This is a genomic window from Micromonospora sp. NPDC050276, from assembly GCF_044459545.1.
Lineage (GTDB): Bacteria > Actinomycetota > Actinomycetes > Mycobacteriales > Micromonosporaceae > Micromonospora.
The window spans coordinates 115,669-138,373 of sequence record NZ_JBITJA010000001.1; the positions used below are offsets into that span (position 1 = coordinate 115,669).

Annotated in this window: 19 protein-coding genes, 1 tRNA gene and 1 pseudogene; 14 read left to right on the forward strand and 7 right to left on the reverse strand. The window is 68.8% G+C overall.

Annotated elements, in window-relative coordinates; all coding sequences use genetic code 11:
- The first annotated feature begins 377 nt into the window (after window positions 1-377).
- From ACIBF8_RS00530 to ACIBF8_RS00580, 11 genes and pseudogenes are all read left to right on the forward strand, one after another.
- Entirely contained in the window at window positions 378-902 is a 525-nt protein-coding gene (locus tag ACIBF8_RS00530; protein WP_396780196.1) for an RNA polymerase sigma factor, read from the forward strand.
- On the forward strand, window positions 899-1,381 hold the full coding sequence (locus ACIBF8_RS00535; protein WP_396780197.1) for a hypothetical protein: 483 nt from the start codon (window positions 899-901) through the stop codon (window positions 1,379-1,381). Before ACIBF8_RS00530 ends, ACIBF8_RS00535 begins: the two co-directional genes overlap by 4 nt.
- A pseudogene (locus tag ACIBF8_RS00540) lies at window positions 1,378-1,704 on the forward strand (ATP-binding cassette domain-containing protein); the annotation flags it as partial. The gene ACIBF8_RS00535 and the pseudogene ACIBF8_RS00540, both read left to right, overlap by 4 nt.
- 10 nt (window positions 1,705-1,714) lie before the next feature.
- Complete coding sequence (locus ACIBF8_RS00545) at window positions 1,715-2,074, forward strand: hypothetical protein (RefSeq protein ID WP_396780711.1); 360 nt, start codon at window positions 1,715-1,717, stop codon at window positions 2,072-2,074.
- The gene (locus tag ACIBF8_RS00550) at window positions 2,074-2,709 is read left to right on the forward strand and encodes an ABC transporter permease subunit (protein ID WP_396780198.1); all 636 of its coding nucleotides are present in this window, start codon (window positions 2,074-2,076) and stop codon (window positions 2,707-2,709) included. The genes ACIBF8_RS00545 and ACIBF8_RS00550 overlap by 1 nt, the downstream gene beginning before the upstream one ends.
- Window positions 2,710-2,973: 264 nt before the next feature.
- On the forward strand, window positions 2,974-3,297 hold the full coding sequence (locus ACIBF8_RS00555) for a hypothetical protein (RefSeq protein ID WP_396780199.1): 324 nt from the start codon (window positions 2,974-2,976) through the stop codon (window positions 3,295-3,297).
- Window positions 3,298-3,337: 40 nt separating this feature from the next.
- Window positions 3,338-3,649 (forward strand): hypothetical protein, encoded by a 312-nt coding sequence (locus ACIBF8_RS00560; protein WP_396780200.1) that lies wholly within the window; start codon window positions 3,338-3,340, stop codon window positions 3,647-3,649.
- 6 nt (window positions 3,650-3,655) lie between these two features.
- On the forward strand, window positions 3,656-4,807 hold the full coding sequence (locus ACIBF8_RS00565) for a hypothetical protein (protein ID WP_396780201.1): 1,152 nt from the start codon (window positions 3,656-3,658) through the stop codon (window positions 4,805-4,807).
- A 393-nt stretch (window positions 4,808-5,200) separates the two neighbouring features.
- Window positions 5,201-5,276: transfer RNA gene (locus tag ACIBF8_RS00570), tRNA-Arg, on the forward strand.
- A gap of 391 nt (window positions 5,277-5,667) precedes the next feature.
- The gene (locus ACIBF8_RS00575) at window positions 5,668-11,922 is read left to right on the forward strand and encodes a DNRLRE domain-containing protein (protein ID WP_396780202.1); all 6,255 of its coding nucleotides are present in this window, start codon (window positions 5,668-5,670) and stop codon (window positions 11,920-11,922) included.
- The gene (locus ACIBF8_RS00580; RefSeq protein ID WP_396780203.1) at window positions 11,919-13,082 is read left to right on the forward strand and encodes a Clp protease N-terminal domain-containing protein; all 1,164 of its coding nucleotides are present in this window, start codon (window positions 11,919-11,921) and stop codon (window positions 13,080-13,082) included. The genes ACIBF8_RS00575 and ACIBF8_RS00580 overlap by 4 nt, the downstream gene beginning before the upstream one ends.
- Window positions 13,083-13,133: 51 nt before the next feature.
- On the opposite strand, the gene ACIBF8_RS00585 is transcribed toward ACIBF8_RS00580, so the two are convergent.
- The 3 genes from ACIBF8_RS00585 to ACIBF8_RS00595 form a co-directional block, all read right to left on the reverse strand.
- Window positions 13,134-13,268, reverse strand: a complete 135-nt coding sequence (locus ACIBF8_RS00585; protein WP_396780204.1) for a hypothetical protein — start codon at window positions 13,266-13,268, stop codon at window positions 13,134-13,136.
- 432 nt (window positions 13,269-13,700) lie between these two features.
- Window positions 13,701-14,300 (reverse strand): ClpP family protease, encoded by a 600-nt coding sequence (locus tag ACIBF8_RS00590; protein ID WP_396780205.1) that lies wholly within the window; start codon window positions 14,298-14,300, stop codon window positions 13,701-13,703.
- 137 nt (window positions 14,301-14,437) lie between these two features.
- On the reverse strand, window positions 14,438-14,923 hold the full coding sequence (locus ACIBF8_RS00595; RefSeq protein WP_396780206.1) for a helix-turn-helix domain-containing protein: 486 nt from the start codon (window positions 14,921-14,923) through the stop codon (window positions 14,438-14,440).
- 276 nt (window positions 14,924-15,199) lie between these two features.
- Between ACIBF8_RS00595 and ACIBF8_RS00600 the strand changes: the two genes are divergently transcribed.
- Complete coding sequence (locus ACIBF8_RS00600; protein ID WP_396780207.1) at window positions 15,200-16,213, forward strand: potassium channel family protein; 1,014 nt, start codon at window positions 15,200-15,202, stop codon at window positions 16,211-16,213.
- 24 nt (window positions 16,214-16,237) lie between these two features.
- On the opposite strand, the gene ACIBF8_RS00605 is transcribed toward ACIBF8_RS00600, so the two are convergent.
- Window positions 16,238-16,717: a MarR family winged helix-turn-helix transcriptional regulator gene (locus ACIBF8_RS00605; protein ID WP_396780208.1), complete on the reverse strand. Its 480-nt coding sequence runs from the start codon at window positions 16,715-16,717 to the stop codon at window positions 16,238-16,240.
- 82 nt (window positions 16,718-16,799) lie between these two features.
- Between ACIBF8_RS00605 and ACIBF8_RS00610 the strand changes: the two genes are divergently transcribed.
- Window positions 16,800-17,444, forward strand: a complete 645-nt coding sequence (locus tag ACIBF8_RS00610) for an FMN-dependent NADH-azoreductase (protein ID WP_396780209.1) — start codon at window positions 16,800-16,802, stop codon at window positions 17,442-17,444.
- Between the two features lie 70 nt (window positions 17,445-17,514).
- Here ACIBF8_RS00610 and ACIBF8_RS00615 read toward each other — a convergent pair whose 3' ends face one another.
- The 3 genes from ACIBF8_RS00615 to ACIBF8_RS00625 all read right to left on the reverse strand — a co-directional run bounded on the left by ACIBF8_RS00615 (window position 17,515) and on the right by ACIBF8_RS00625 (window position 22,151).
- On the reverse strand, window positions 17,515-18,549 hold the full coding sequence (locus ACIBF8_RS00615; protein WP_396780210.1) for a 2-oxoacid:ferredoxin oxidoreductase subunit beta: 1,035 nt from the start codon (window positions 18,547-18,549) through the stop codon (window positions 17,515-17,517).
- Entirely contained in the window at window positions 18,542-20,389 is a 1,848-nt protein-coding gene (locus ACIBF8_RS00620; protein WP_396780211.1) for a 2-oxoacid:acceptor oxidoreductase subunit alpha, read from the reverse strand. Before ACIBF8_RS00620 ends, ACIBF8_RS00615 begins: the two co-directional genes overlap by 8 nt.
- Before the next feature lie 280 nt (window positions 20,390-20,669).
- Window positions 20,670-22,151 carry a hypothetical protein gene (locus ACIBF8_RS00625; RefSeq protein WP_396780212.1) on the reverse strand — a complete coding sequence of 494 codons (1,482 nt, stop codon included), beginning with the start codon at window positions 22,149-22,151 and terminating at the stop codon, window positions 20,670-20,672.
- A gap of 129 nt (window positions 22,152-22,280) precedes the next feature.
- On the opposite strand from ACIBF8_RS00625, the gene ndhC reads away from it, so the two are divergent.
- On the forward strand, window positions 22,281-22,658 hold the full coding sequence (gene ndhC, locus ACIBF8_RS00630) for an NADH-quinone oxidoreductase subunit A (RefSeq protein WP_396780213.1): 378 nt from the start codon (window positions 22,281-22,283) through the stop codon (window positions 22,656-22,658).
- Window positions 22,659-22,705 lie beyond the last annotated feature (47 nt).

Below are 22,705 nucleotides of genomic sequence, written 5' to 3' on the forward strand. Positions count from 1 at the left end.
GCAGGAACGCGACACGCTCCTTGCCTTGAGGCACGCCCAGATGATCAGCGGAGCCGCAAGGCAAGGACCCGGCGGCAGGGACGTTTCACCGGGTCAACGCACGTCACTCCCTGCCAACGCGGGTCGACCCGCAGGTCGTTGCACTAGCCCTTCGCGCCCTCGTAGCTCAGGGGATAGAGCACTGGGGGCGGGAACATCCCGAAGTCGTGGTGAACCTCGCGCCAGGCACTGTTCGGAGCTTCGGTCCGTCGATCGACAGAATAGTTGACCTTGATGGCGTCCGGTGCTGGTCCGCCACGGACCTGCCACACAGCGAATGCGTGAGCCGTGAACCTCATCGGCCGCTCGCCCGACTGTTGATGTGACGGGAGGATGAGATGACCGATGAGCTGCTGGTGGTACGCGCCCAGCTGGGCGAGCGGGCGGCATTGGCCGAACTGGTGGCCCGGTGGCGTGTGCCGGTGTGGCGATACGTCCAGCGCATGCTGGACGCCGATCGGGCCGACGACGTCAGTCAGGAGATCTGGCTAGCCGTGGTCCGTGGTCTGCCACGACTGCGCGAACCCGGCCGGTTCACGCCCTGGCTGTTCGCCATCGCCCGGCGATCGGTGGTCGACCGCCTTCGGATGGAGTACGCCAGGGAGCAAGAGACGCTGGTCCGGGAGGAATTGCGTGTCGAGGACCCGGGCGAGGCCGTGGTGGCGCGCGCGGAACTCGTCGGCGCACTTACGAGCCTGCCGGTGATGGAGCGAGAAATCCTTGTCCTGCACTACCTGGAAGACCTGTCGGTGCAGGACTGTGCGCAAATCTGCCAAGTTCCGGTCGGCACGGTCAAGTCCAGGCTGAACCGGGCCCGTCGCCTGCTGCGGGAGCACCTGAACGGGAAGGGGTACCGGTCATGACCGACGAGCCACGCCTGTCGGCACGAGAGATGCTCGACCAGCTTGAGGCGACGCTGTCACGACGGACGCGCATCCGCGCGGTGGCGGCGCTACTGGCCGGGCTGGCCGGCACGGTCTTCGTGACCTCGCTGTGGTGGAGCGAGCCGGGACCGCTACCGGGCCGCACCCACCTGTCGTTCGCGCTGTTCACCGTGTTCTGCCTGGCCTGGGCCTGTTACGGAGGCTGGCTGCTCACCCGCAGGGTGCCACTGTTCGCCACCGAACAAGTCATCGCCGCCCGGATCGCCCTGGTCGCCTCCGTCGTCACCACCGCGGTCGCGGCCGTCGCCGCAGCCCGAAGCGGTACCGGACTGGTGGCTGCGCTGGCGATCGGGGGCCTGTTCGTGGCAGCGGCGCTGGCGCTGGCCGTGCGGGCACACGCCCGCCGCGCCGCGCTGCTGAGCCGCGCGCGGCAGCTGACCGAGGAGGAGCGGCCATGAACGCTCTGGAGACCAACGCACTCGGCAAGCGGTACCGGCAGCGGTGGGCACTGCGCGACTGCACGATCGAGCTGCCCGCCGGCGCGTCAGCCGCGGTGGTCGGGCCGAACGGGGCAGGCAAAAGCACACTGCTCAATCTGGTGACCGGCCTGCTCGCGCCGACCACCGGCACGGTGCGCATCTTCGGCAGACCGCTGGAGCTGGCCAGGGTCGCGTTCGTCGCCCAGGACAAGCCGCTGTACCGGCGTTGGAGCGTGAGCGACCTGCTGCGTTTCGGCGCCGCCACCAACCCCCGCTGGGACCGTGGGCGCGCAAAATCGTTCCTGCTTGCCCATGACATCCCGCAGAGCCAGCGGGTGGACCGGCTGTCCGGGGGCCAGCGCACCCCTGGTGGCACTCGCGCTGGCCGTTGGCAAGCGGGCCGACCTGGTGGTGCTGGACGAACCGCTGGCCGAGCTCGATCCGTTGGCCCGGATCCACGTGATGGAGGTGGTTCGCCGGCTGGAGGCCACCGTGCTGTTGTCCTCACACATCCTGGCCGACCTGGCCGAGGTGTGCGACCACCTGATCCTTCTCGGCGGCGGCCAGGTACGTCTGTGCGGCAGCTTCACCGAGCTTCTCGACGCGCATCGCACCCCGACCATGGAGGGACTCGTGCTGGACTACCTGCGCAACCCTGAAACGGCCCGCTGATGGGGCTGCTGTGGGTGGCCTGGCGCGGACAGCGTGCCCAGTTCGCCGCCATCGCCGCCCTGGTGCTGTTGTACGGCGCGGCCGCGCTGGCGGAGCGCATGGAACCGGAGTTGACCGGGCTTACCGGCCAGTTGGCGGGCTTCCTACCGGGAGCGGTGTGCCTGGTGTGGGGTGCGCCCCTCATCGCCCGCGAACTTGAGACGGGCACGTTCAAACTCGCCTGGGCCCAGAGCGTGACCCGAGGCCGCTGGCTGGCAGCCGTTCTCGGCTGTGCCGCCGTCGGTGCCCTAGCGGCGACCGGCACACTCGGTGCGCTTCTCGCCTGGGTGCTGCCCGACGCGGGACGTGATCCCATGGCATGGCCGTACTACGAAAGCCACGGCATCGTGCCGTTCGCCCGAGTGGTGTTCGCCCTGGCACTCGGCGCCGCGCTCGGCGCGGTGACAGGGCACTCCCGCGTCGCGATGCCGTTGGCGGTGCTGCTGGTCGGCGTCAGCCAGCTGGCCGGCCGGGCGATGCGCGGCCAGTTCCACCTGTCGTACTGGCCGATGCAATCCGCCGAGGCGGCAGCATACGTCGGCATCACAGTCCTCCTGACCGGCATCGCCTACCTGGCGATACGCCGGCGGGCCTGACACGAAGGGATGCACACTGATGATCCACAATCCGAAATTGATCCGCCGCAGATTCGGTAGGACGACGCTGATCGTGGTGACCCTCCTCGTCGGCGTAGTGCTCCTCGCCGGCGTGATCGCCCTGCTGAGCTGACGTAACGCCTTCCAGTGAGCTACCAACGCGAACAACAACACTGAGCGCAAAGACCGTCCGCAGACGAAGCGGCACAGCCAGAGCTGTTCGTCGCCTCGCCTCTGCCGCTGACAACGCGCGGAGCCTTCTGCGTGGATCGTCACTCTTCGAGTGCAGCTGCCTGTCGCCGTTCCTCGCTGCGGGCCGCCCGGTTCCACGCCACCGTTCACGGTTCGGACCGCAGCGCGCTGCACCGTTCCAGCAACTACCCGAGCCCGACGTCGAAAACGGCCATCGACACCATCCTCGACGCGCACCTGGCCGTCACCGCCGCCGGCTACGTGGCGGTCGACCTCTACGACGGCTGCTTCCTCTACGACTTCCACGCCCGTCGACTCCGCCTGATCGACCTCGACGAGTACCCGAAGATCGACGAACTCGGCTACCGAGCCCATGCCGACCATCCTCGCGCATAGGGCTCCGCACACCTTGACACCGGTCCGCTATCCTCCGCCGATGGCATCGAAGGGCAACGCCACGCTGGAGGCGATGATCGAGGACGCCACCGTCGACGCGTACGGCGACGACGCGCAGCTCACCGGCCTGTTCACCATGATCGAGGAGCATCTGGCGGTGCCGTTCACCACCACCGTCCTCGGCGTCGAGGTCACCGTAAGCAAGATCGACCTGACCGCGGACAGCATCGTCGCGGTCTGCGCCCGAGGCCGCCACCGGCAGAAGATCGACCTCCTCGACCTGCCGCTACCCACCCCCGCGCCGGACGGCGCCGCGTGGATCGACGCCTACCGGCACTGGGCCGGAAGGTAGGCCACGATGAGCGAGTACCAGTACTACGAATTCACCGCCGCCGACCGACCCCTCACCGGCCGGGAGCGGGCCGAGCTGCGGTCGCTGTCCACCAGGGCCGCCATCACCGCCACCAGCTTCGTCAACACCTACGAGTGGGGCGACTTCAAGGGCGACCCCCGCACGCTGATGGAACGGTACTTCGACGCGCACCTGTACCTGTCCAACTGGGGAACCCACCAGCTCATGCTGCGGCTACCGAAACACGTGCTCGACCCCGCCACCGCGGCCCAATACTGCCAGGGCGACAGCGCATCCGCGTGGACCGCCGGCGAGCACATCATCATCGACCTCCACGACGAGGACGAGGACGGCGCCGACGAGTGGGACCTCGACGGCCACGGCCTGCTCACCTCGATCATCCCGGTCCGGGCCCGCCTCGCCGCCGGTGACCTGCGCCTGCTGTACCTGGTCTGGCTGCGCTGCGTACAGTCCGAGGAGATCGCCGACGACGAGCCCGAACCGCCCGTCCCCGCCGGCATGGGAACCCTCGACGCGCCCCTCACCGCCGTCGCCGAGTTCCTACGCATCGACCCCGATCTGATTGCGGCTGCGGCGGCTGGGTCGTCGCCGGCCGCCGCTGGCGAACCGACCGCCGCGCAACTACGGACCTGGGTCGTCGGGCTGCCCGCCCCGGACAAGGACGCCATCCTGACCGACCTGATCACCGGCGGCGACAGCCACCTACGCAGCCAACTGCTGCTCCGCTACCGCGCCGCGCGCCCCACCGACGCGTCCACCCCGGCAGCCGCCCGTACCGCCGGGGAACTGCTCGCCACCGCCGCGGACCTGCGCGCCGAGAGGGAACGACGGGACGCCGAGCAGCGCGAACGCGACCGGGTCCGTCGGGAACGGTCCGCCGCAGCCGCCCGGCAACGGCACCTCGACACCCTCGCGGTCGACCAACCCGCCGCCTGGAAGCGGGTCGACGAACTCATCGCCACGAAGAAACCCCGCGAGTACGACGCCGCCGTACAACTCCTCGTCGACCTGCGCGACCTCGCCGAACGCGACGGAGACAGCACGTCGTTCCGAGACCGGCTGGCCGAGCTACGGGTGGTGCACGCCCGCAAGCCCAGCCTGCTCGAACGCCTCAACCTTGCGGGCCTCGACACCTGACGCATGGTTCGCCGCCTGGTGACCCTCGCCAGAGTGCCGGAAGGTCATGAGGCCGCCGCGGCGTACCGGGGACGCCCCGGACAGCCGACGCCATCGGCAGCGGACGTCAGGTGTCCGTCCGAACCCGCAACCGGACATCGAACCGTGTCGTTTGCTGGGTGGACCCGGAGGATCGGGTGACTGTCTGGGTGTGTGCTGCCGCGCGCGGATGCCAACCCCGGGTCAATCGGTGCCAACGCGGGTCACCGTGGCCGACGCCGGTCGCAAACCGGGGTTCGTGTGCTCGAGCTGTGGTCCTGGGCTGGGACAACGGCGGTCCGGGGAACCCGGGTGAACGCGGGCCACTCCCTGCCACCCCAGGTGAACCCCCAGGTCGCTAGACTAGGCCCTCGCGCCCTCGTAGCTCAGGGGATAGAGCATCGGTTTCCTAAACCGTGTGTCGCAGGTTCGAATCCTGCCGGGGGCACCAGCGCGCGGCACTGACCAGCGAGAAGCTGATTGTGGCATCAACGTATGCCTATGGGATTTTGAGTCGGCCCCCGAATACCCCCCGGTAACGCCCTTGGGGTGACCGGATTCTGACCGGCCCGCCTTGTGGGATGTCGCTTGCTGCCCCTGCCCGTCTATCCGGTCTGGCGTGGGTCGTGGTCGGAGGCGCTCGGGCTCAATGGTTTGGTTGCCTTGTCGGCGCCGGCCCGACTCGAAGCCGAGCGACGGATCGAGCTAACCCGTTAGCGCCTGTCCTTTCTGGCCCACTTTGACATCATAGGCATCCGCTTACGTCAACGCGAACGTCTTTCAAAGAACGGAACTGGTGATCTTCGCGCCGAAAGGTTGATGCTCCGGAGTGACCATGGTGGTTGGATGATCACTCCCTGTTAGATTTAGGAGGATCAGTGAAGAGAAGCAGATCCGTGTGGGGTCCGTTGTCTCGCATACCACGCCTGTCACGTGGTCCCCATGGGCGGGCGATCGCCGTCGTTTTGTCAGTGTTGTTGGCGGCGACGATGGCGGAGTGGGTAGTTGCCGAGCCCGCTACGGCGGCTTTGCCGCAGCCGGTCGAGCAGCCAGCAGCGACCGGTCCGGAGGTCTTGGAGCGGCCGGACGAGGCGGCAGCCGTCGCCACCGCCCGCATGACGAACAAGAAGGTCCGGATTACCGGGATGACGTCGGAGACGTCGGAGTTCTGGGCGTTGCCGGATGGTCGGGTGGAGGCGGAGGTCCACGCCGGTCCGGTGCGCATGCGGGATGCTCAGAGTGGTGCGTGGAAGCAGGTGGATTTTTCGCTCGCTCCGCAACTTGACGGTTCGGTCGCGGCGGTGGCGCACCCGGCAGGGCTGCGCTTGTCGGGAGCTACTGGCTCTGGCGAACACGACTTGGTGACCTTGGGCCGCGAAGGCGAGAGTGTCTCGCTGGGGTGGACGGGTGCCCTGCCCGCCCCTACCGTCGCTGGCAATCGGGCGACGTATGCCGAGGTGCGCCCGGGCGTCGACCTGTTGGTGGAGTCGACTCGGACAGGGTTCGAGCAGTTTCTGATCGTCAAGGACCGGGCCGCCGTGGCTCAGGTCCGGAACCTGGCGTTGCCGCTGACCGGCAAGGGGCTAACCCTCGCCGATGACACGCGTGGCGGCTTCGAGATCAAGCACGCTTCGGGCGAGACGGTGGGCGTTTCACCGGAGCCGGTCATGTGGGATGCGCAGGTTCAGCCTGAGTCAGGTGAGCGGTTACGCAAGGCGAAGGTCGGCAAGAAGGTCGGTGCGGCGAAGGCCGGTCGGCTTGCGCTGACCTTGACGCCGGATGAGCAGTGGCTGACCGACCCGAAGACGGTTTTCCCGGTCACCATTGACCCGGCGGTGACGCTGAAGCCGAACTACGACGCGTTCGTTCAGACCGACTACACCTCGGACCAGTCTGCTGCCACTGAGCTGAAGCTCGGCACCTCCGATGGAGGCACCGTCCGGGTGGCGCGCTCGTTCCTCAACTTCAGCGGCATGACCTGGTTGGCCGGCAAGCAGGTGCAGGACGCCAAGCTCTACCTGTACAACCATTATTCGTGGTCGTGCGTGGCGCGGCAGTGGGAAGCGTGGCGGGTCGACGCGGTCGGCACGTCCACCCGCTGGACCAACCAACCGGTCTGGCGCGAGCGAACCGGCTACACCTCAACGACCAAGGGCTACAACTCCACCTGCACCGGCGGCTGGGTGAACGTCCCGGTCACGGGCGTGTTCGCGGTGACCGCAGGCAACGGGTGGTCCACCGCGAACATCGGTCTGCGGGCAGCCTCGGAGACCGACAACCTGGGATGGAAGCGGTTCCACTCGATGGAGGGTGCGAACGATCCGTACGTCACGCTGACGTACCAGTCGCCGCCGACCGTCAACGCGCGCGCCACCGTTCCGTCCACACCGTGCGCGACCGGATCGGCCACTCCTTACATCAACACGAAGACGCCGCAGCTACGCGCGCAGATCAACGATGCTGAGGGCTCGCAAGTCCGGGCCGAGTTCGAGTGGCTCACCAGCGGCGGCACCCGGATCGGCGGCAGCACGGTCGGACCCGGCGCGTCCGGCTCCTGGCTGGCGGCGTCCGTCCCGGCCGGCGCGTTCACCGAGGGGGGCACCTACTCCTGGCGGGTACGCGGCAACGACGGCACCGCCGACGGCGCCTGGAGCGGCAACTGCTCCATCATCATCGATACCATCGCCCCCTCGGCGGCGCCGACGGTCTCCTCGACCACCTACCCGGCGGGTCAGTGGGCAGGAGCGGCCGGTACCGCCGGTGGCTTCACCTTCACCGCTTCCGGGGTCACCGACGTGGCCGCGTACGAGTACGGGTTGAACACCAATCCACCAAACCAGACGGTGAACGCGCCGAGCCTGGGCGCGAACGCCAGCGTGTCGATCACCCCGACGGCGGACGGTCCGCAGACCCTCTACGTCCGGACCCGCGACCGCGCCGGTAACCAGTCGGCGATCAAGACGTACACCTTCAACGTGGGATCCGGGGCGATCACCTCCCCCAAGGAGGGTGACATCACCGCGGCGAAGACCGCGATTGCGGGTGTGGGACAGTCCTCGGCCACCGGTGTCACCTACCAGTGGCGCCGTGGTGACGCCGACGCGTGGGTGAGCATCCCGGCCGGGCACGTGACCGTCGCAGCCGGCGGTGGCGCGGTCACCTGGCCGCTGGCCAGCAGCGGCGGCGGAGCATTCCCGAAGCTGAACTGGGACGTGGAGGCGACGCTCGCCGCCGCGGATGCGGAGTCGATCCCCCGCGACGGCCCGCTGCAACTGCGCGGCACCTTCACCGGCGGCACCGGCGGCATGTCGAACCCGGTGAAGATCAGTTTTGATCGGACCCAGGCGGCGGCGGAGTCGCAGCAAATCGGCCCGGGCTCAGTCAACCTGATTACGGGAAACCTCAGCATGTCTAAGGTGGATGCCTCGGTCGCGTCGCTCGGTCCGGAGCTGACGATCACACGGTCATACAACACCCGCCGGGCGACCGTGACGGACGCGGCGAACATGTACGGCCCAGGGTGGGTATCCGGTGCAGTGGTGGAGGGGGAGGCGCCGTATACCTCACTCACGTTGTACGGGTCGCTGGTGCAGGTTGGAACGCCTGAGGGCGAGACGCTCGGCTTCACCAAGCGGACGTCGACCGCTTTCGAATCCGGCGTCGGTGCCGAGTTCCTGGAGCTGACCTACGTCACCACCAACGATTCTTACCGGCTTGTTGACGAGGAGGGCAACAGCACGGTCTTCACCCGCGTAGCCGGGGCGGCGGCAGGGAAGTACTTTCCGACGTCGGTCACCTCGTCCGGCAGCGCCCAGACCACCACAGTGACCTGGGAGAAGGTGGTGGTAGCCGGCAAGGAGGTGGTCCGCCCGACGCGGGTCTTGGCACCGGTGCCGACCGGTGTCAGCTGTGCCACGCTGGTGCGTGGCTGCCGGGTGATGACCTTCAGCTATGCCACTACGACGACCGCAACGGGTGGTGCTGAGGGCTCGTGGGGTGACTTCGCAGGTCGGGTGAAGGAGATCTCTTTCACCGCCTGGGATCCCGACCTTGCAACGCCAGCGATGCGGGCCGTGCCGATGGCCCGGTACGCCTACGACGATGCTGGACGGCTGCGTGCCTCTTGGGACCCGCGCCTGGACTGGGACGACAACGGCACCGCCCGGCACCTTCAGGAGGTCTACACCTACAACCTGGACGGCCTGCTCTCCAGCAGCAAGCCGGTTGGTCAGGAGCCCTGGCAGCTCAACTACACCACCCTGCCTGGAGACCCGGCCTCCGGACGGGTGTACCAGGTGACCCGCTCGGCCCTGACCGCAGGAACCGCGACGACCACGGTGGTGTACCGGGTGCCGGTCTCCGGCGTGGGCGCACCACACGATCTGTCGGCCGGGCAAACGGTTCGTTGGGGTCAACCGGAGACGCCGACCGATGCCACGGCCGTTTTTCCGCCCACTCAGGTGCCGAACGGCAACCCTGCGGCCGGTGCTAGGCCCTCGTCGTACGAGCGGGCCACGGTGACCTACCTGGACGCCAACGCCCGCGAGGTCAACGTTGCCGAGCCGGGTGGGCACATCAGCGCCACTTGGTACGACCAGTGGGGCAATACCGTCCGGACGATGACCGCCGGCAATCGGGCCCGAGCGCTGAACGCCAGGTCCACGGACGACGTGGCGGCGGAAACGACGCTCAGCCGCAGTCAATCCACCCTGCACGTGCATTCCGTCGACGGGCAGCGCCTCACCACCACGCTGGAACCAGAACACGAGATCATGTTGCCTACGGGTGGCACAACCCGTGGACGGAAGGCCACGATTTACACCTACGACGAGGGCGCTCCCGTTGCAGAAGACCCGTACAACCTAGTGACCCGCCAGGCGGTCGTGGCCCGGGTCCGGGACAGCAACGGCGTCGAGGCCGACGTCGACGCACGTACCACCACCATTGCCTACGACTGGGGGCTGCGCCAGCCAACCGTGACGACTGTGGATCAGGGCGGACTCGCCCTCGCAACGCGCACGGCGTTCGATCCGGCTACCGAGTTGATCACGTCAACCACGAACCCGGCTGGCGGTACGAGCACCACGACCCCAGCTACCCAGAAGACGATCTATTATCGGGCCGGCTCGGGGTCGGGTCACGCCGAGTGTGACCTGAAGCCGGAGTGGGCGGATCTGCCCTGCCGGGTACAGCCGGGTGGTCAGCCGGGCAGCGGACCTGAACTGCCGGTCATGGTGACGACCTATGACATGCTGGGCCAGCCCCGGGTGGCGACTGAGAAGACCAGTGCCGGCACGCTGCGCACCACTACGACGACGTACGACAGCGCGGGTCGGGTACACGAGACCCGGACCACCGCGGCTTCTGGGCTCGGGACGGTGGTGCCGGTGAAGCGTGAGGTGTACAACCCCGCCACCGGTGAGCACGTGCGTACGCAGTCGGTGGTGGACGGGTCGGTGGTCGCAGAGGTGGTCCGCGTCTACGACACTTTGGGTCGGGTCATCTCCTACACCGACGCGAACGGCAATGTGTCAACAACAACGTACGACGTGATGGGTCGGGTGGCGACCGGCCAAGATGGAAAGGCCCAACGCACTTACACCTATGACGGCGGGAGCGAGCGACGTGGCCTGGTGACTGCGGTCGACGATACCGAGGCGGGGCTGTTCACCGGCAGCTACGACGCTGACGGCAACCTGACCTCAGAGACGTGGCCGAACGGGATGGTGGTCAACACCGAGGTCGACGAGGTCGGTGACCGAGTCGGTTTGGTCTACGTCAAGGCGGGTTGTCCGTCTGGAGACTGCATTCTGTACAGCGAGTCTGTTGTGCAGTCGGTACATGGTCAGCGTCGTCAGGGCGCGTCAAGCCTGTCCCGGCAGCACTTCGACTATGACAAGGCGGGCCGGTTGACGGTCGTTCAGGACACCGTCGGGGGGCAGTGTACGACCCGTAAGTACGGCCTCAGCACGTCGTCGAACCGCAATAGTCTCACCGAGTACGGGCCGACCGCCGAAGGTGACTGCCAGAGCGGTGATGCCGCTTCGACCCGGACATGGACGTACGACACCGCGGACCGAATGACCTCCGCCGGGTACGTCTACGATGCCCTGGGTCGGACGAGGACCGTGCCCGAGGCTGACACCGCAAACCCGGCTGGCGGTGACGTCACCATCACCTACCACGCCACAGACCTCGTGGACACGATCACCCACAACGGGAGGACCACCGACTACGCCCTCGACGTCACCGGTGAGCGGATCCGCTCCTGGACCGACACCGCTGGCGGCACCACGGAACAGCGAACTCATCACTACAGCGGGGACGAGGACAGCCCGTCCTGGACCCAGGAGTCGGCCGACAGCTTCACCCGGCCCATAGCCGGCCTGACCGGCATCGCGGCCATCTTCGACAGCGGCGACAGCACCCCGGAATGGCAGGTCGCCAACCTGCACGGCGACGTCATCGCCGGAATCCACAACGGCGACCAAGGACTGTCCTGGACCAGCGAGTCAACCGAGTACGGTGCGCCGCGTAGTGCCGACGCCGCCGGCAGCGAGCGCTACGGATGGCTTGGCGATAAGCAGCGCGCTGCCGATACCCCATCTGGGATCGTCCTGATGGGGGCGCGGCTTTACAATCCGACTACTGGTCGGTTTCTCCAGGTTGACCCGATTTACGGCGGTAGCTGCAACTCCTACGAGTACACATGCGCCGACCCTGTCAACCAGGTGGACCTAGACGGCAAAGCTTTGCCCGCGGTGATTGGCGCGGTCGCTGCGGTCCTCAGCTTGGCTCGGGCAGTTATGCTGGCCTGCCGAATCGCCAAGAGTTGGTGCGTGCGGGCTCTCAAGTACTTGGTCAAGAAGGCGAAGCCGTACATCTGGCGAGCGTTCTGGTGGACGGTGGGTAAGGCCAAGGTGTTCACCTCTAACGAGCGGGTCAAGCGCGGCCTTGAGTGTGGCTGGGCTATCTACACCCTGGTAAGCAATGCGCGTGTTGGCGGCTACGCGGCAAAAACAACCGCATGGGTGGCTGGCTTCGTGTTCGGTGCGATAACAAAGTGGCGCTGCAAGGCGAAAGGTCCGTACTCATGATGACCAAGGGTGATCCGCCAGCCGGAGTCGGAGAAAAGGTCGCCGACGTGCTCCGAGCGGCCTACTACTACGCGCTAGTTGACGGTCATGGCGTCGTGGATCCGGGTCAAGTGCTCGTGGCGGCAGCACGCAACGACGACCGGGCGGCGAGGGTGCTCGGTAAGCAGGTAGTGGATGCCCGGACGACGACGCCGCAGCGGAAGAGTCCGGAAATTGCAGACCATGTTGACTCTCCCCAGGGCGGGTATGCCGGTGCCTTGCGGGAGGCCTGCTGGTGGGTGCTACGGGACAGTCCCGAGGTCGAGCGGGGCAGTGTTCCGGTGTGGTCAACTGCGGTTGGCGCGGCACTCGACCGGGCCGCCGCGTCTGCCCGGTCGGCCGGGGTGACCCGACTCGACGTGCCGCACCTGCTGCTGGGGCTGCTCGAACCGGCGGAACCATCGGTCGCCGCGCTGATCGACCGGGTTGGTTTGGACATCGCCGCCGCCAGGCTGCGGGTCGAGGCCGGTGACCTAAGCGTCGATCCGGCCCCCTTCGTCCCGTTGTTCGATTTGCTGCGGATGGCCGGGGCTACCCAGAGCCGCGCTCCGTGGTTGGTGCGCTGGGTCCCCGGATGGGTCGCCCGCTTTGCCGGGCGGGAGGCCAAGTGGGGCGGCCCGGTTATGCCATGTCTGGAACGCGAGGTGATGCGCCAAGCGGTTATGGCCGGGCACGACATCGTCCAGAGCAGCGATGTGCTGCTGGCGATCGTCAGCCTCGACCTGCAACTTGCGGCTGCCGGCGAGCGGTTGGCGGCGGCGTACCTGCCGAACAATCAGGGCGGCGGACTGCTGGACGAGGCCGGTTTCGATCTCGAAGAGGCCCAGTCGGTGGCCGTATCGCTCATCGAGGAGCGAGAGGTCCTGTCCGTTGATGAGTCCTCCTCCCGATTCTGGGATACCGGCAAGCTCGGTGATCCTTTGTGGAGTGTTGTCGCGACCCGGGTCATGGACCGCGCGACCGGCATCGCCCGAGAACACGGACACCACAACGCGGGATCGTCTCATCTCCTCGCTGCCGTGCTAGTGGAGGACGGGGCTGCCGGGCATCTGCTCGCGGAACTGAACCTCGACCGGGAAGACCTCCGCCAGCGGGTGAGCCACCAGCTTGCGCAGAGCTGACCGACAGAGCAGCGCCTGTCCCGGTGATTCATCGGGACAGGCGCTGCTCACTTATGACGCCGACTGGCGGGCAACCGGGCATCCGCCCCGCTGCCCCCACATGGGGCGTGTGTTCCAGCGTGTGACGCTGGAAAAGCCCATCGCCAGGACGTCGACGTCGAGCAGCGCCTCGTCGATACGCTTCATGGTGCGCACCTGCTGGGACACAGGCGCTGAGGGCCGCGCGTATGCCAGCGCAGGCTCGCCGGAGCCACGTTCCATTCGATCCTGCCTCGCGCCGGCGTCGCACGTCTGGCTCACCTCGACCGTGCTACCCGCGATCCGCTCCGCCGATACGAACATCCCGCGCGATCCCTCGAGTGATCGCCTCCCGATCCGCCTACGAATCCCGCCCGGGGTGCCATCGCGACTTGAACACCGGAAAGCCGTTCAGGGCCTCGCCGTATATCTATGTAAACGTGAATCGCCCCGGTAACGCCCCATGGGCGATCTGATTCTGACCGGCCCGCCCTGTGGGGGTGTCGGCTGCTGTCCCTGCGCGTCTATTCGGTCTGAGGCACCGCGGTTGTCGCGGTGAGTGCCAAGCCGATGCAGGCCAGAGTGTGGCAACCGCGGGAATCAGAGCGTTGGTAGCTGCTCGGCTCGGGTGATCACCTGGTCGATGAGGCCGTACTCCCGGGCCTGCTCCGCGGTGAACCAGCGGTCCCGGTCCCAGTCGCGCTGGATCTCGTCGAGCGTCCGTCCACTGTGCTGGGCGATCAGCTCCTGCATCGTCCGCTTGACGTGCAGCATGTTCTCCGCCTGGATGGTGATGTCCGAGGCGGTCCCGCCCATCCCGCCGGACGGCTGGTGCATCATGATCCGCGAGTGCGGCAGCGCGTACCGCTTGCCGGCCGCGCCCGCGCAGAGCAGGAACTGCCCCATCGAGCCGGCGAACCCGAGCGCCAACGTCGCCACGTCGTTGCGGACGTAGCGCATCGTGTCGTAGACCGCCATTCCCGCGCTCACCGACCCGCCCGGCGAGTTGATGTAGAGGTAGATGTCCCGGTCGGCGTCCTCGGCGGCGAGCAGCAGGATCTGCGCGCAGATCTGGTTGGCCGACTCCTCCGTCACCTCGGTGCCGAGGAAGACGATTCGTTCCCGCAGCAACCGCTCGAACACGTGATCACCGAAGGATGGTTGCCCGCCGTCCAGCATCCGTGCGCCGTACCTCATCATGTGCCGCCACCCTCCACCGTGCCGGCGGGCGGTGGGGACCGCCCGGTGGACCGGCCCCTCCAGCGTGCGGGCGACGGCGGCGGCTGGCCCAGTGATTCTGCCGCCGGCAGATCCGCCGACGGCAGAACCCACGCGGCCTACGCGACGGTCACCCGCCGCGCACCCGCCCGGGCCCGCGCGCAGCCCAACAGGCCGGCGGTACGCGGACCGGGGCGCGAGCCACCAGCGGAGGCCATGGCCCCGACGCAGAGGGTTGGCCCGCTCGCGCCGGCGGCCCGGTGCAAGATCGGGCCGCTGGTCCGCAGCGTGTGCTGGCCCGCGTCCTGTCGACCGGCCCTGGCGCGCTCGAAGCGGGTCAGCGCGGCCCGGGGCGCGGCCGGAATGCGCGGCTCAACCCGGCGCAGGTCATCGCGGGCCTCCTCCAGCAGGTCCGAAAGGCGGATGCCGAGCGCCCGGCAGATCGCCGCGAGCACTTCCGAGGAGGCTTCCTTGCGGCCCCGCTCCACCTCGGATAGGTAGGGAACCGAAACTCCGGCGGTGGTGGCCACCTCACGCAGCGTGCGGCCCTGGCTCTGGCGCAGTCGGCGGAGCACTCCGCCGATGACTCGTCGCAGCAACGACATGCCGGCCTCACTTTCGCGGTCGTCGTCGGGAACACCCTCATCATGCCCGTCCCCGGCCGATCGGGCCGACCCGTCCGGGCCTGCGCCGCCCCACGGCGCGGGCCCGCATGGGTCGCGCCCCCTCCGTCTGCCGGCCTGCACCGGTTCGTCGTTGTCGTCCGGTAGTCGAGTCCGGGAGCGGCCCGGGTTGTCCACTGCTGCAACCCCGACGTGCGGTCTCCGGTGTACCCGCTATGTTGTGGTCGTGCAGGCGACGGCGGGGGAGCAGGTTCGACGGTGATCCATTTTCCCGCGCAGGGCCGGGGCCCACTGAGCGCGCTGAGCCTTCGGCTCGCCGCTGCCCTGGGTCTGGTCGTCGCCGTGGTTGCCGCGGTCTATCTGGGCCGGGACGGCTACCGCGATGTCAACGAGGACGGCCTCACCCTGCTCGACTGCTTCTACTACGCGGTCGTGTCGCTCTCGACCACCGGATACGGCGACATCACCCCGGCCACGCCGTCGGCCCGGCTGGTCAACGTCCTCTTCATCACCCCGGCCCGAGTGATCTTCCTGATCATCCTGGTCGGCACCACCCTGGAAGTTCTGACCGAGCAGTACCGGACCGGCCGTCGCCTGTCGCGGTGGAGGAGAGCCGTGAAGGATCACGTCATCATCTGCGGCTACGGCACCAAGGGGCGTAGCGCCGTCTCCGCCCTCATGGAGAACGGTCTGGACCGCTCGCGGATCGTGGTGGTGGAGCGCAGCGCCGCTGCCCTGCGCCAGGCCACCTCCGCTGGGCTGGTGGCGATCGAGGGCTCGGCGACCCGCTCGTCGGTGCTGAACGAGGCGCACGTCAAGAGCGCGAAGGCCGTGATCATCGCGACCGACAGTGACGATGCGTCGGTGCTGGTCGCGCTGACGGTACGGCAGCTCACCGCCGGACAGGTCCGGATCATCGCGGCCGCGCGGGAGGCGGAGAACGCCCCGCTGCTCAAGCAGAGCGGCGCGCACCACGTGATCGTCTCCTCGGCCACGGCGGGCCGGCTGCTCGGCCTGTCCACCTCGGCCCCGCCGCTGATCGACGTGGTGGAGGACCTGCTCACTCCCGGCCAGGGCATGGCGCTGGCGATGCGTTCGGCGGAGCGGGACGAGGTGGGGTGCTCGCCGCGCGAGTTGGACTCGTTGGTGATCGCCCTGGTGCGCCGGGGCAAGGTGGTCACCCTGGCCGATCGGGCCGGCGCGGTGATCGAGACCGGCGACATGCTGGTGCACGTACGCGACGACCGCCCCCAGTCGGCCACGACTGCCTGATCGTCCCGCCGCTGTGGCGCGGCGTCAGCAGGTCTCATCGGTAACGCAGATCGCCTCAGCGCAGTTGATCGCCGTGCCGGTGGCAGCCCGGTTGAGCAGCTTGTAGAGCGTCTCCCGCTCGGCGGGATCCAGTGCGCCCAGCACCTCGTCCTCGGCGCTGGCCAGGGCGCATTCGGCCTCACTGAGGCGTTTTGCCCCATCTTCGGTGAGTTCGACGACGTGTCGACGGCGGTCCTCGGGTGAGCGCCGCCGCTCGATCAGTTGCTTCGCCTCCAGGTCGTTGAGCAGCCCGACGATGTTGGTGCTGTCCATTTCCAGGATGGTGGCGAGCGCCTGTTGACCGGTGCCGCCGCCCGCGCGCAGCACGGTGAGCGCGACCAGGTGTCGGGGGCGCAGCCCCAGCGGCGCCAGCACCGACTCCGACCGCAGTCGCATCCGCCGGGCCAGGTGGTCCAGGAGTGCGCCCGAGCGGTGCTCCGAGGGGTCGAGCGGCAGGGCGGACATGTGACCCAGTCTACCGAGCCGGTGGAACATCGGCCTGCTATAAATAGTTGGTGCTGCACATATGGTCCTTGGAGGAGGAATAATGCACCTGCTGCATATCGACTCGAGCATTCGGGGTGACTGGTCGGTCAGCCGGCGGCTCACCGCCCGCGCAGTGGCCAATTGGCGCGCGGCCCATCCGGACGGCACGGTCAACTACCGGGACCTGGGCGCGGATCCGCTGCCGCACCTGGACTCGGAAGGCGGCCTGGCTCGGATGACGCCGCCGGACCAGCACACCCCTGCGCAGCGCGAGTCCTGGGAGCTCAGCGAGCGGCTGGTCGACGAGGTGAAGCAGGCCGACGTGGTGCTGCTCGGCCTGCCGCTCTACAACTACGGCGCACCCAGCAGTGTCAAGGCGTGGGTCGACCACCTGATCGTTCCCGGTCTCGCGTACGACCCGACGACCCAGGAGGGCCTGCTGGGCGACCGTGAGTTCGTGGTGCTGGCTACCCGCGGTGGCGGGTATGCCGAGGGCACCCCGCGCAACGGCTGGGACCACGCCGAGCCATGGCTCCCGCACGGCCTGTCGTTGACCGGCCTGCAGCCGCGTTTCATCAGCGCCGAGTTGACCCTGGCACCCTCGGTGCCGGCGATGGCCGAGCTGATCCCGCTGCACGAGGCGAGCCTCGCGGCGGCCGAGAAGGAGATCGACAACCTCTGGCTGTCGGCCTCTACCCAGCGCTGAGGCGGTGCCGGTACGAACGAGAGCGGCCGCCCCCGTGTCGGGGACGGCCGCTCTCGTCAGGTAGGACGGGTCAGAGGATGGTCCAGGTGTCGCCACTGCCCAGCAGACCGGCGAGCTGCTGCTCGGGGGTTTCGGTGACCGTCGCCTTGGCGGCCGCCAGCTGACCCTGCACCACGCTGTCGTAGGACGGTCGGTCCACCGAGCGGAACACCCCGATCGGAGTGTTGCGCAGGTCCAGACCGGGCAGCCGGGACAGCGCGAACGCGTACGCCGGGTCGGTCACCGTCGCGTCGTGCACGACGATCTCCTCCGGGCGGACCGAGCTGGTCTCCCGGACCTCCAGGCCGAAGCCGCCCGGCGGGTGCACCACGCAGAACCGCCCGTCGGCCCCGAAGGTAATCGCCTGCCCGTGCTCCAGGCGGATCAGGTAGTCGTCCCGGGTGGACGGGTCCTTGAGCTGGTCGAACGCCCCATCGTTGAAGATGTTGCAGTTCTGGTAGATCTCCACGAACGCCGAGCCCTCGTGCTCGGCGGCGGCCCGCAGCACCGACTGGAGGTGCTTGCGGTCGGAGTCGATGGTCCGGCCGACGAAGCTGGCCTCCGCGCCGAGGGCGAGCGAGAGCGGGTTGAACGGTGCGTCCGCCGAACCGGCCGGGGTCGACTTGGTGATCTTGCCGACCTCGGAGGTGGGTGAGTACTGGCCCTTGGTCAAACCGTAGATCCGGTTGTTGAACAGCAGGATCTTGAGGTTGACGTTGCGCCGCAACGCGTGGATCAGGTGGTTGCCGCCGATGGACAGCGCGTCACCGTCGCCGGTGACCACCCAGACCGACAGGTCCGGCCGGGACACCGACAGGCCGGTCGCGATCGCCGGGGCGCGCCCGTGGATCGAGTGCATCCCGTACGTGTTCATGTAGTACGGGAAGCGGGACGAGCAGCCGATCCCGGAGACGAAGACGGTGCGCTCGCGGGGAATGTTCAGCTCCGGCATGAACTGCTGGATGGCCGCCAGGATCGCGTAGTCCCCGCAGCCGGGGCACCAGCGCACCTCCTGGTCGGACTTGAAGTCCTTCGCGGTGAGCTTGAGGGCGACGGGCTCAGACATTCTTCAGGACCTCTTCCAGCGTCGTCTCCAACTCCGCGGCCGTGAACGGAAGGCCGCGGACCTGGTTGTAGCTGATCGCGTCGACCAGGTAGCGGGCCCGGATGACGTGGGCGAGCTGGCCCAGGTTCATCTCCGGGATGACCACCTTGTCGTAGGAGCGCAGCACCTCGCCGAGGTTCGCCGGCATCGGTGCCAGGTGCCGCAGGTGCGCCTGGGCGATGGACAGGCCGCGCTGGCGCACCCCACGGCACGCCGCGCCGATCGGCCCGTACGTCGAGCCCCAGCCGAGGACCAGCACCCGAGCGTCGCCGTCCGGGTCCTCCACCTCGATGTCCGGCACTCCGATGGTCTCGATCCGGGCGGCCCGGGTGCGCACCATGAAGTCGTGGTTGGCCGGGTCGTAGGAGATGTCACCGGTCTTGTCGGCCTTCTCCAGGCCGCCGATCCGGTGCTCCAGACCCGCCGTGCCGGGGATCGCCCACGGCCGGGCCAGGGTCTCCGGGTCACGCAGGTAGGGCAGGAAGGTCGTGCCGTCCTCGCCGTTGGGCTTGGTGGCGAACTCGACCCGCAGGTCGGGCAGCGACTCCACGTCGGGCAGCAGCCACGGCTCCGAACCGTTGGCGACGTAGTTGTCGGACAGCAGGATCACCGGGGTGCGGTAGGTGAGCGCGATCCGGGCCGCCTCCAGTGCCGCGAAGAAGCAGTCCGACGGGGACCGGGGTGCGATCACCGCGACCGGCGCCTCGCCGTGCCGACCGTAGAGCGCCATGTTGAGGTCGGCCTGCTCGGTCTTTGTCGGCATGCCGGTCGACGGGCCGGCGCGCTGCACGTCCACGATCACCAGCGGCAGCTCCAGCGCCACCGCGAGCGAGATCGTCTCGCTCTTGAGCGCCACGCCGGGGCCGCTGGTGGTGGTCACCCCGAGCGATCCGCCGTAGGAGGCGCCCAGTGCGGCGCCGACGGCGGCGATCTCGTCCTCGGCCTGCATGGTGAGGACGCCGAAGCGCTTGTGCTTGCTCAGCTCGTGCAGGATGTCCGACGCCGGCGTGATCGGGTACGCGCCGAGGAAGACCGGCAGCCCGGAGCGCACCCCGGCGGCGACCAGCCCCAGCGAGAGCGCCGCGTTGCCGGTGATGTTGCGGTACGTGCCGGGCTTCATCTTCGCCGGCTTGACCTCGTAACGGACCGCGAAGTCCTCGGTGGTCTCGCCGAAGTTCCAGCCGGCCTTGAAGGCGGCGACGTTCGCGTCGACCAGTTCCGGACGGGCCGCGAACTTGCGCTCCAGGAAGCGCAGCGTCGACTCGTAGGGCCGGGAGTACATCCAGGAGAGCAGGCCGAGGGCGAACATGTTCTTCGACCGCTCGGCGTCCTTCTTGGACACCTGGTGGGCGGCGAGCGCGCCGACCGTCATCGAGGTCAGCGCCACCGGGTGCACGACGTAACCGGCGAGTGAGTCGTCGTCCAGCGGGCTGGTCTGGTAGCCGACCTTGGCGAGGTTGCGCTTGGTGAACTCGTCGGTGTTGACGATGATGTCCGCGCCGCGCGGCAGGTCGGCCAGGTTGGCCTTGAGGGCCGCCGGGTTCATCGCCACCAGCACGTTGGGCGCGTCGCCCGGGGTGAGGATGTCGTAGTCGGCGAAGTGCACCTGGAAGCTCGACACACCGGGCAGGGTGCCGGCGGGAGCCCGGATCTCGGCGGGGAAGTTAGGCAGCGTGGAGATGTCGTTGCCGAGCTGCGCCGTCTCCGAGGTGAACCGGTCGCCGGTCAGCTGCATGCCGTCGCCGGAGTCGCCGGCGAACCGGATGACCACCCGGTCGAGTTGACGGATCTGCTTGGTCACTGTGCCACCTTCGTTCGCGACTGCGGGGCTCGCCCGGCCACGGAACCTCCTTGACGCAACGTTTCACCGCACCGCCCCAGGCTGGTCCGGCCGCTGTCGTACCTCACCTGAGAGCCTACGTCTAAGGGAGACCTAACCATCCCCGGAGGTCCGCCGACTGGGACCGGACAGAGTCGATAAATGCCCGATTTTGCGGCGTTACGCCCCGCCCGCCGTAATTCAGATCACCACCGGTTCGCGCCGACGACCCCGGCCGCACGACGGGCGGGATCGTCGGCGTTCAGTCGGCGGGGTTGGCCGTGGGCTCGGGCGCCGGGCCGGCGAACCGGCGGCGCAGTGAGGTCGTGGCGAGGGTGAGAGCCAGCACCACCAGCAGCGTGGAGACCGCGATCAGGATGACCGCGGTGCGCTGCACCGAGGTCAACCCGCCGTCTCCGGTCGAGGCACCGGCCGCGAGTACGCCCTGCGAGCCGGTCGGCGCGGGCGGGGAGACCGCCGGCGTGGCCAGCGCGGCGGCGGCGGTGATCCGGAAGCTCATCTGCACCCGACGGGTCGGGCCGCTGCGCGGATCGAGTTGACCGACCACGGCGCCGGACAACGGCGCCTCCCGCTGGGCCTGCGGCGTCGCCTCCACCGGCAGCCGCAGTTCGGCGGTCGTGCCCGTGAGCACCAGGCCGGCGTCGCAGCGGGTCCGGGTGGGGTCGACCGCCACGCAGCCGAGCGGTGGGGCCGGCACGGTCACCCCGGCTGGCAGGACCACCTCGACCCCGCCGGCGGCGTCCACCGTGCCGGTGTTGCCCAGCCGGATCGTGAGGGTGCTGGGGCCGCCGCTGATGTCGAAGGCCACCTCGTCGGCGGCCAGCGCGATCCCGGGCACCGGCGGACCGGGTGGGAAGAGCACCGCGAAGCCCTGGTCGTCGGTCGCCTCACCGGGCGTTCCCGGTGCGTCCGCGACGACCCGGACCGAGCCGCTGAGCGGCATCTGCTTCCACGCGGTGCCAGCGACCCGCAGGCGCAGCGTGGTGCTGAACCGGACGCCCGCCCCGGCGGTCCAGGCCCCACAGCGGTACGCCCCACCGCCGACGGCGGCGCAGCCCTTCGTGCCGGCGTCGGTCAGGCCGGCCGGCAGGGTGTACGAGAGTTGGATCCGTTCCGTGGTGCTGCCGGTGTTGTGCACCGTGACCTGGAGGGTGGCGGTGGTGCTCGCGGTGTTCCAGTACGTCTCGGTGAGGGTGACGTCGCCAGTGGTGACCTGTACGCCCAGTGGGCTCTGCGGAGGCGCGACCGAACCCGGCGCGGGCGGGCGGACCGGCGGAGCCGGCGGCGTTGGCGGGACCGCGGGCCCGGTCGGTCCGGGAGGTGCCGGAGGTCCCGGGGTGGGCGGTCTGGTGGTGCCACCCGGCGCGGGCGCGACGGTGGTCGGCGCCGGCGGCACCTCCGGGGCGGTGGTCACCGGGGCCGGTGGCGTCGTCTCCGGTGGTGGCGCGCTGGTCTCCGGCGCCGGGCCGGTCGGCCCAGGCCCGCCGCCCGGCCCCTCCTCGGTCGGGGTGGGCTCGGCCGGCGTGGTCGCCGGCTCCTCGCCTCCCGGGTCGGTGAGGGGGTCGGCCGAGGTCGCGACCGGGTCCGCTTCGGGTGCCGCGCCGGCCCAGGTCGGTCCCACGGCGAGCGCAGTGAGGACGCCGAGCGCGAGCGCGGTCGCTAGCAGGGGCGTGGAACGCCGCCCCTCCGCCCGGTTACCGGGCGATGCCTTCAGGCGAGCCATCTGTCCTCCGGTGACATGGGTGGGTGTCCAATATTCGGTAACTGTTGCCCCGGAGCACTAGTCCCATCTGGAAACAAATCCGTAACGTGTTTGGGACGGCCCGTCCGGACGGACGGTAGGCTGCCGACTGTGACCGGATACCTGGGCTCGTACGCGACGCTCGGGCTCCTGCTGCTCGCCAGCGTTCTCTTCTTCGTTACGGCGTTCTCGGCCAATCGGGTGTTACGTCCGTCGCGTCCGGCCGACCCGCCGGGCAAGCGGGCCAGCTACGAGTGCGGGCTCGACCCGGTCGGTGCCGACTGGGCGCAGATGCAGATCCGCTACTACGTGTACGCGTACCTGTACGTGTTGTTCGCGGTCGAGGCGGTGTTCCTCTTCCCCTGGGCGGTGGTCTTCGACCGGCCCGGCTTCGGGCTGGTGACGGTGGTGGAGATGGCGGTGTTCGTGGCGGTGCTCGCACTCGGCATCCTCTATGCCTGGCGTAGGAACATCCTGCGCTGGACCTGAGCGCTCCGGCCTCCGGCGATCGTGCCGGTCCGTCCGACCGTTCGCGG

Excerpts from the sequence above, each read along its gene's own strand:
- ACIBF8_RS00530 (WP_396780196.1), top strand. The coding sequence starts at position 378 with ATGACCGATGAGCTGCTGGTGGTACGCGCCCAGCTGGGCGAGCGGGCG.
- ACIBF8_RS00535 (WP_396780197.1), top strand. The coding sequence starts at position 899 with ATGACCGACGAGCCACGCCTGTCGGCACGAGAGATGCTCGACCAGCTT.
- ACIBF8_RS00545 (WP_396780711.1), top strand. The coding sequence starts at position 1,715 with ATGACATCCCGCAGAGCCAGCGGGTGGACCGGCTGTCCGGGGGCCAGC.
- ACIBF8_RS00550 (WP_396780198.1), top strand. The coding sequence starts at position 2,074 with ATGGGGCTGCTGTGGGTGGCCTGGCGCGGACAGCGTGCCCAGTTCGCC.
- ACIBF8_RS00560 (WP_396780200.1), top strand. The coding sequence starts at position 3,338 with ATGGCATCGAAGGGCAACGCCACGCTGGAGGCGATGATCGAGGACGCC.
- ACIBF8_RS00565 (WP_396780201.1), top strand. The coding sequence starts at position 3,656 with ATGAGCGAGTACCAGTACTACGAATTCACCGCCGCCGACCGACCCCTC.
- ACIBF8_RS00580 (WP_396780203.1), top strand. The coding sequence starts at position 11,919 with ATGATGACCAAGGGTGATCCGCCAGCCGGAGTCGGAGAAAAGGTCGCC.
- ACIBF8_RS00585 (WP_396780204.1), bottom strand. The coding sequence starts at position 13,268 with ATGAAGCGTATCGACGAGGCGCTGCTCGACGTCGACGTCCTGGCGATG.
- ACIBF8_RS00590 (WP_396780205.1), bottom strand. The coding sequence starts at position 14,300 with ATGATGAGGTACGGCGCACGGATGCTGGACGGCGGGCAACCATCCTTC.
- ACIBF8_RS00595 (WP_396780206.1), bottom strand. The coding sequence starts at position 14,923 with ATGTCGTTGCTGCGACGAGTCATCGGCGGAGTGCTCCGCCGACTGCGC.
- ACIBF8_RS00605 (WP_396780208.1), bottom strand. The coding sequence starts at position 16,717 with ATGTCCGCCCTGCCGCTCGACCCCTCGGAGCACCGCTCGGGCGCACTC.
- ACIBF8_RS00610 (WP_396780209.1), top strand. The coding sequence starts at position 16,800 with ATGCACCTGCTGCATATCGACTCGAGCATTCGGGGTGACTGGTCGGTC.
- ACIBF8_RS00615 (WP_396780210.1), bottom strand. The coding sequence starts at position 18,549 with ATGTCTGAGCCCGTCGCCCTCAAGCTCACCGCGAAGGACTTCAAGTCC.
- ACIBF8_RS00625 (WP_396780212.1), bottom strand. The coding sequence starts at position 22,151 with ATGGCTCGCCTGAAGGCATCGCCCGGTAACCGGGCGGAGGGGCGGCGT.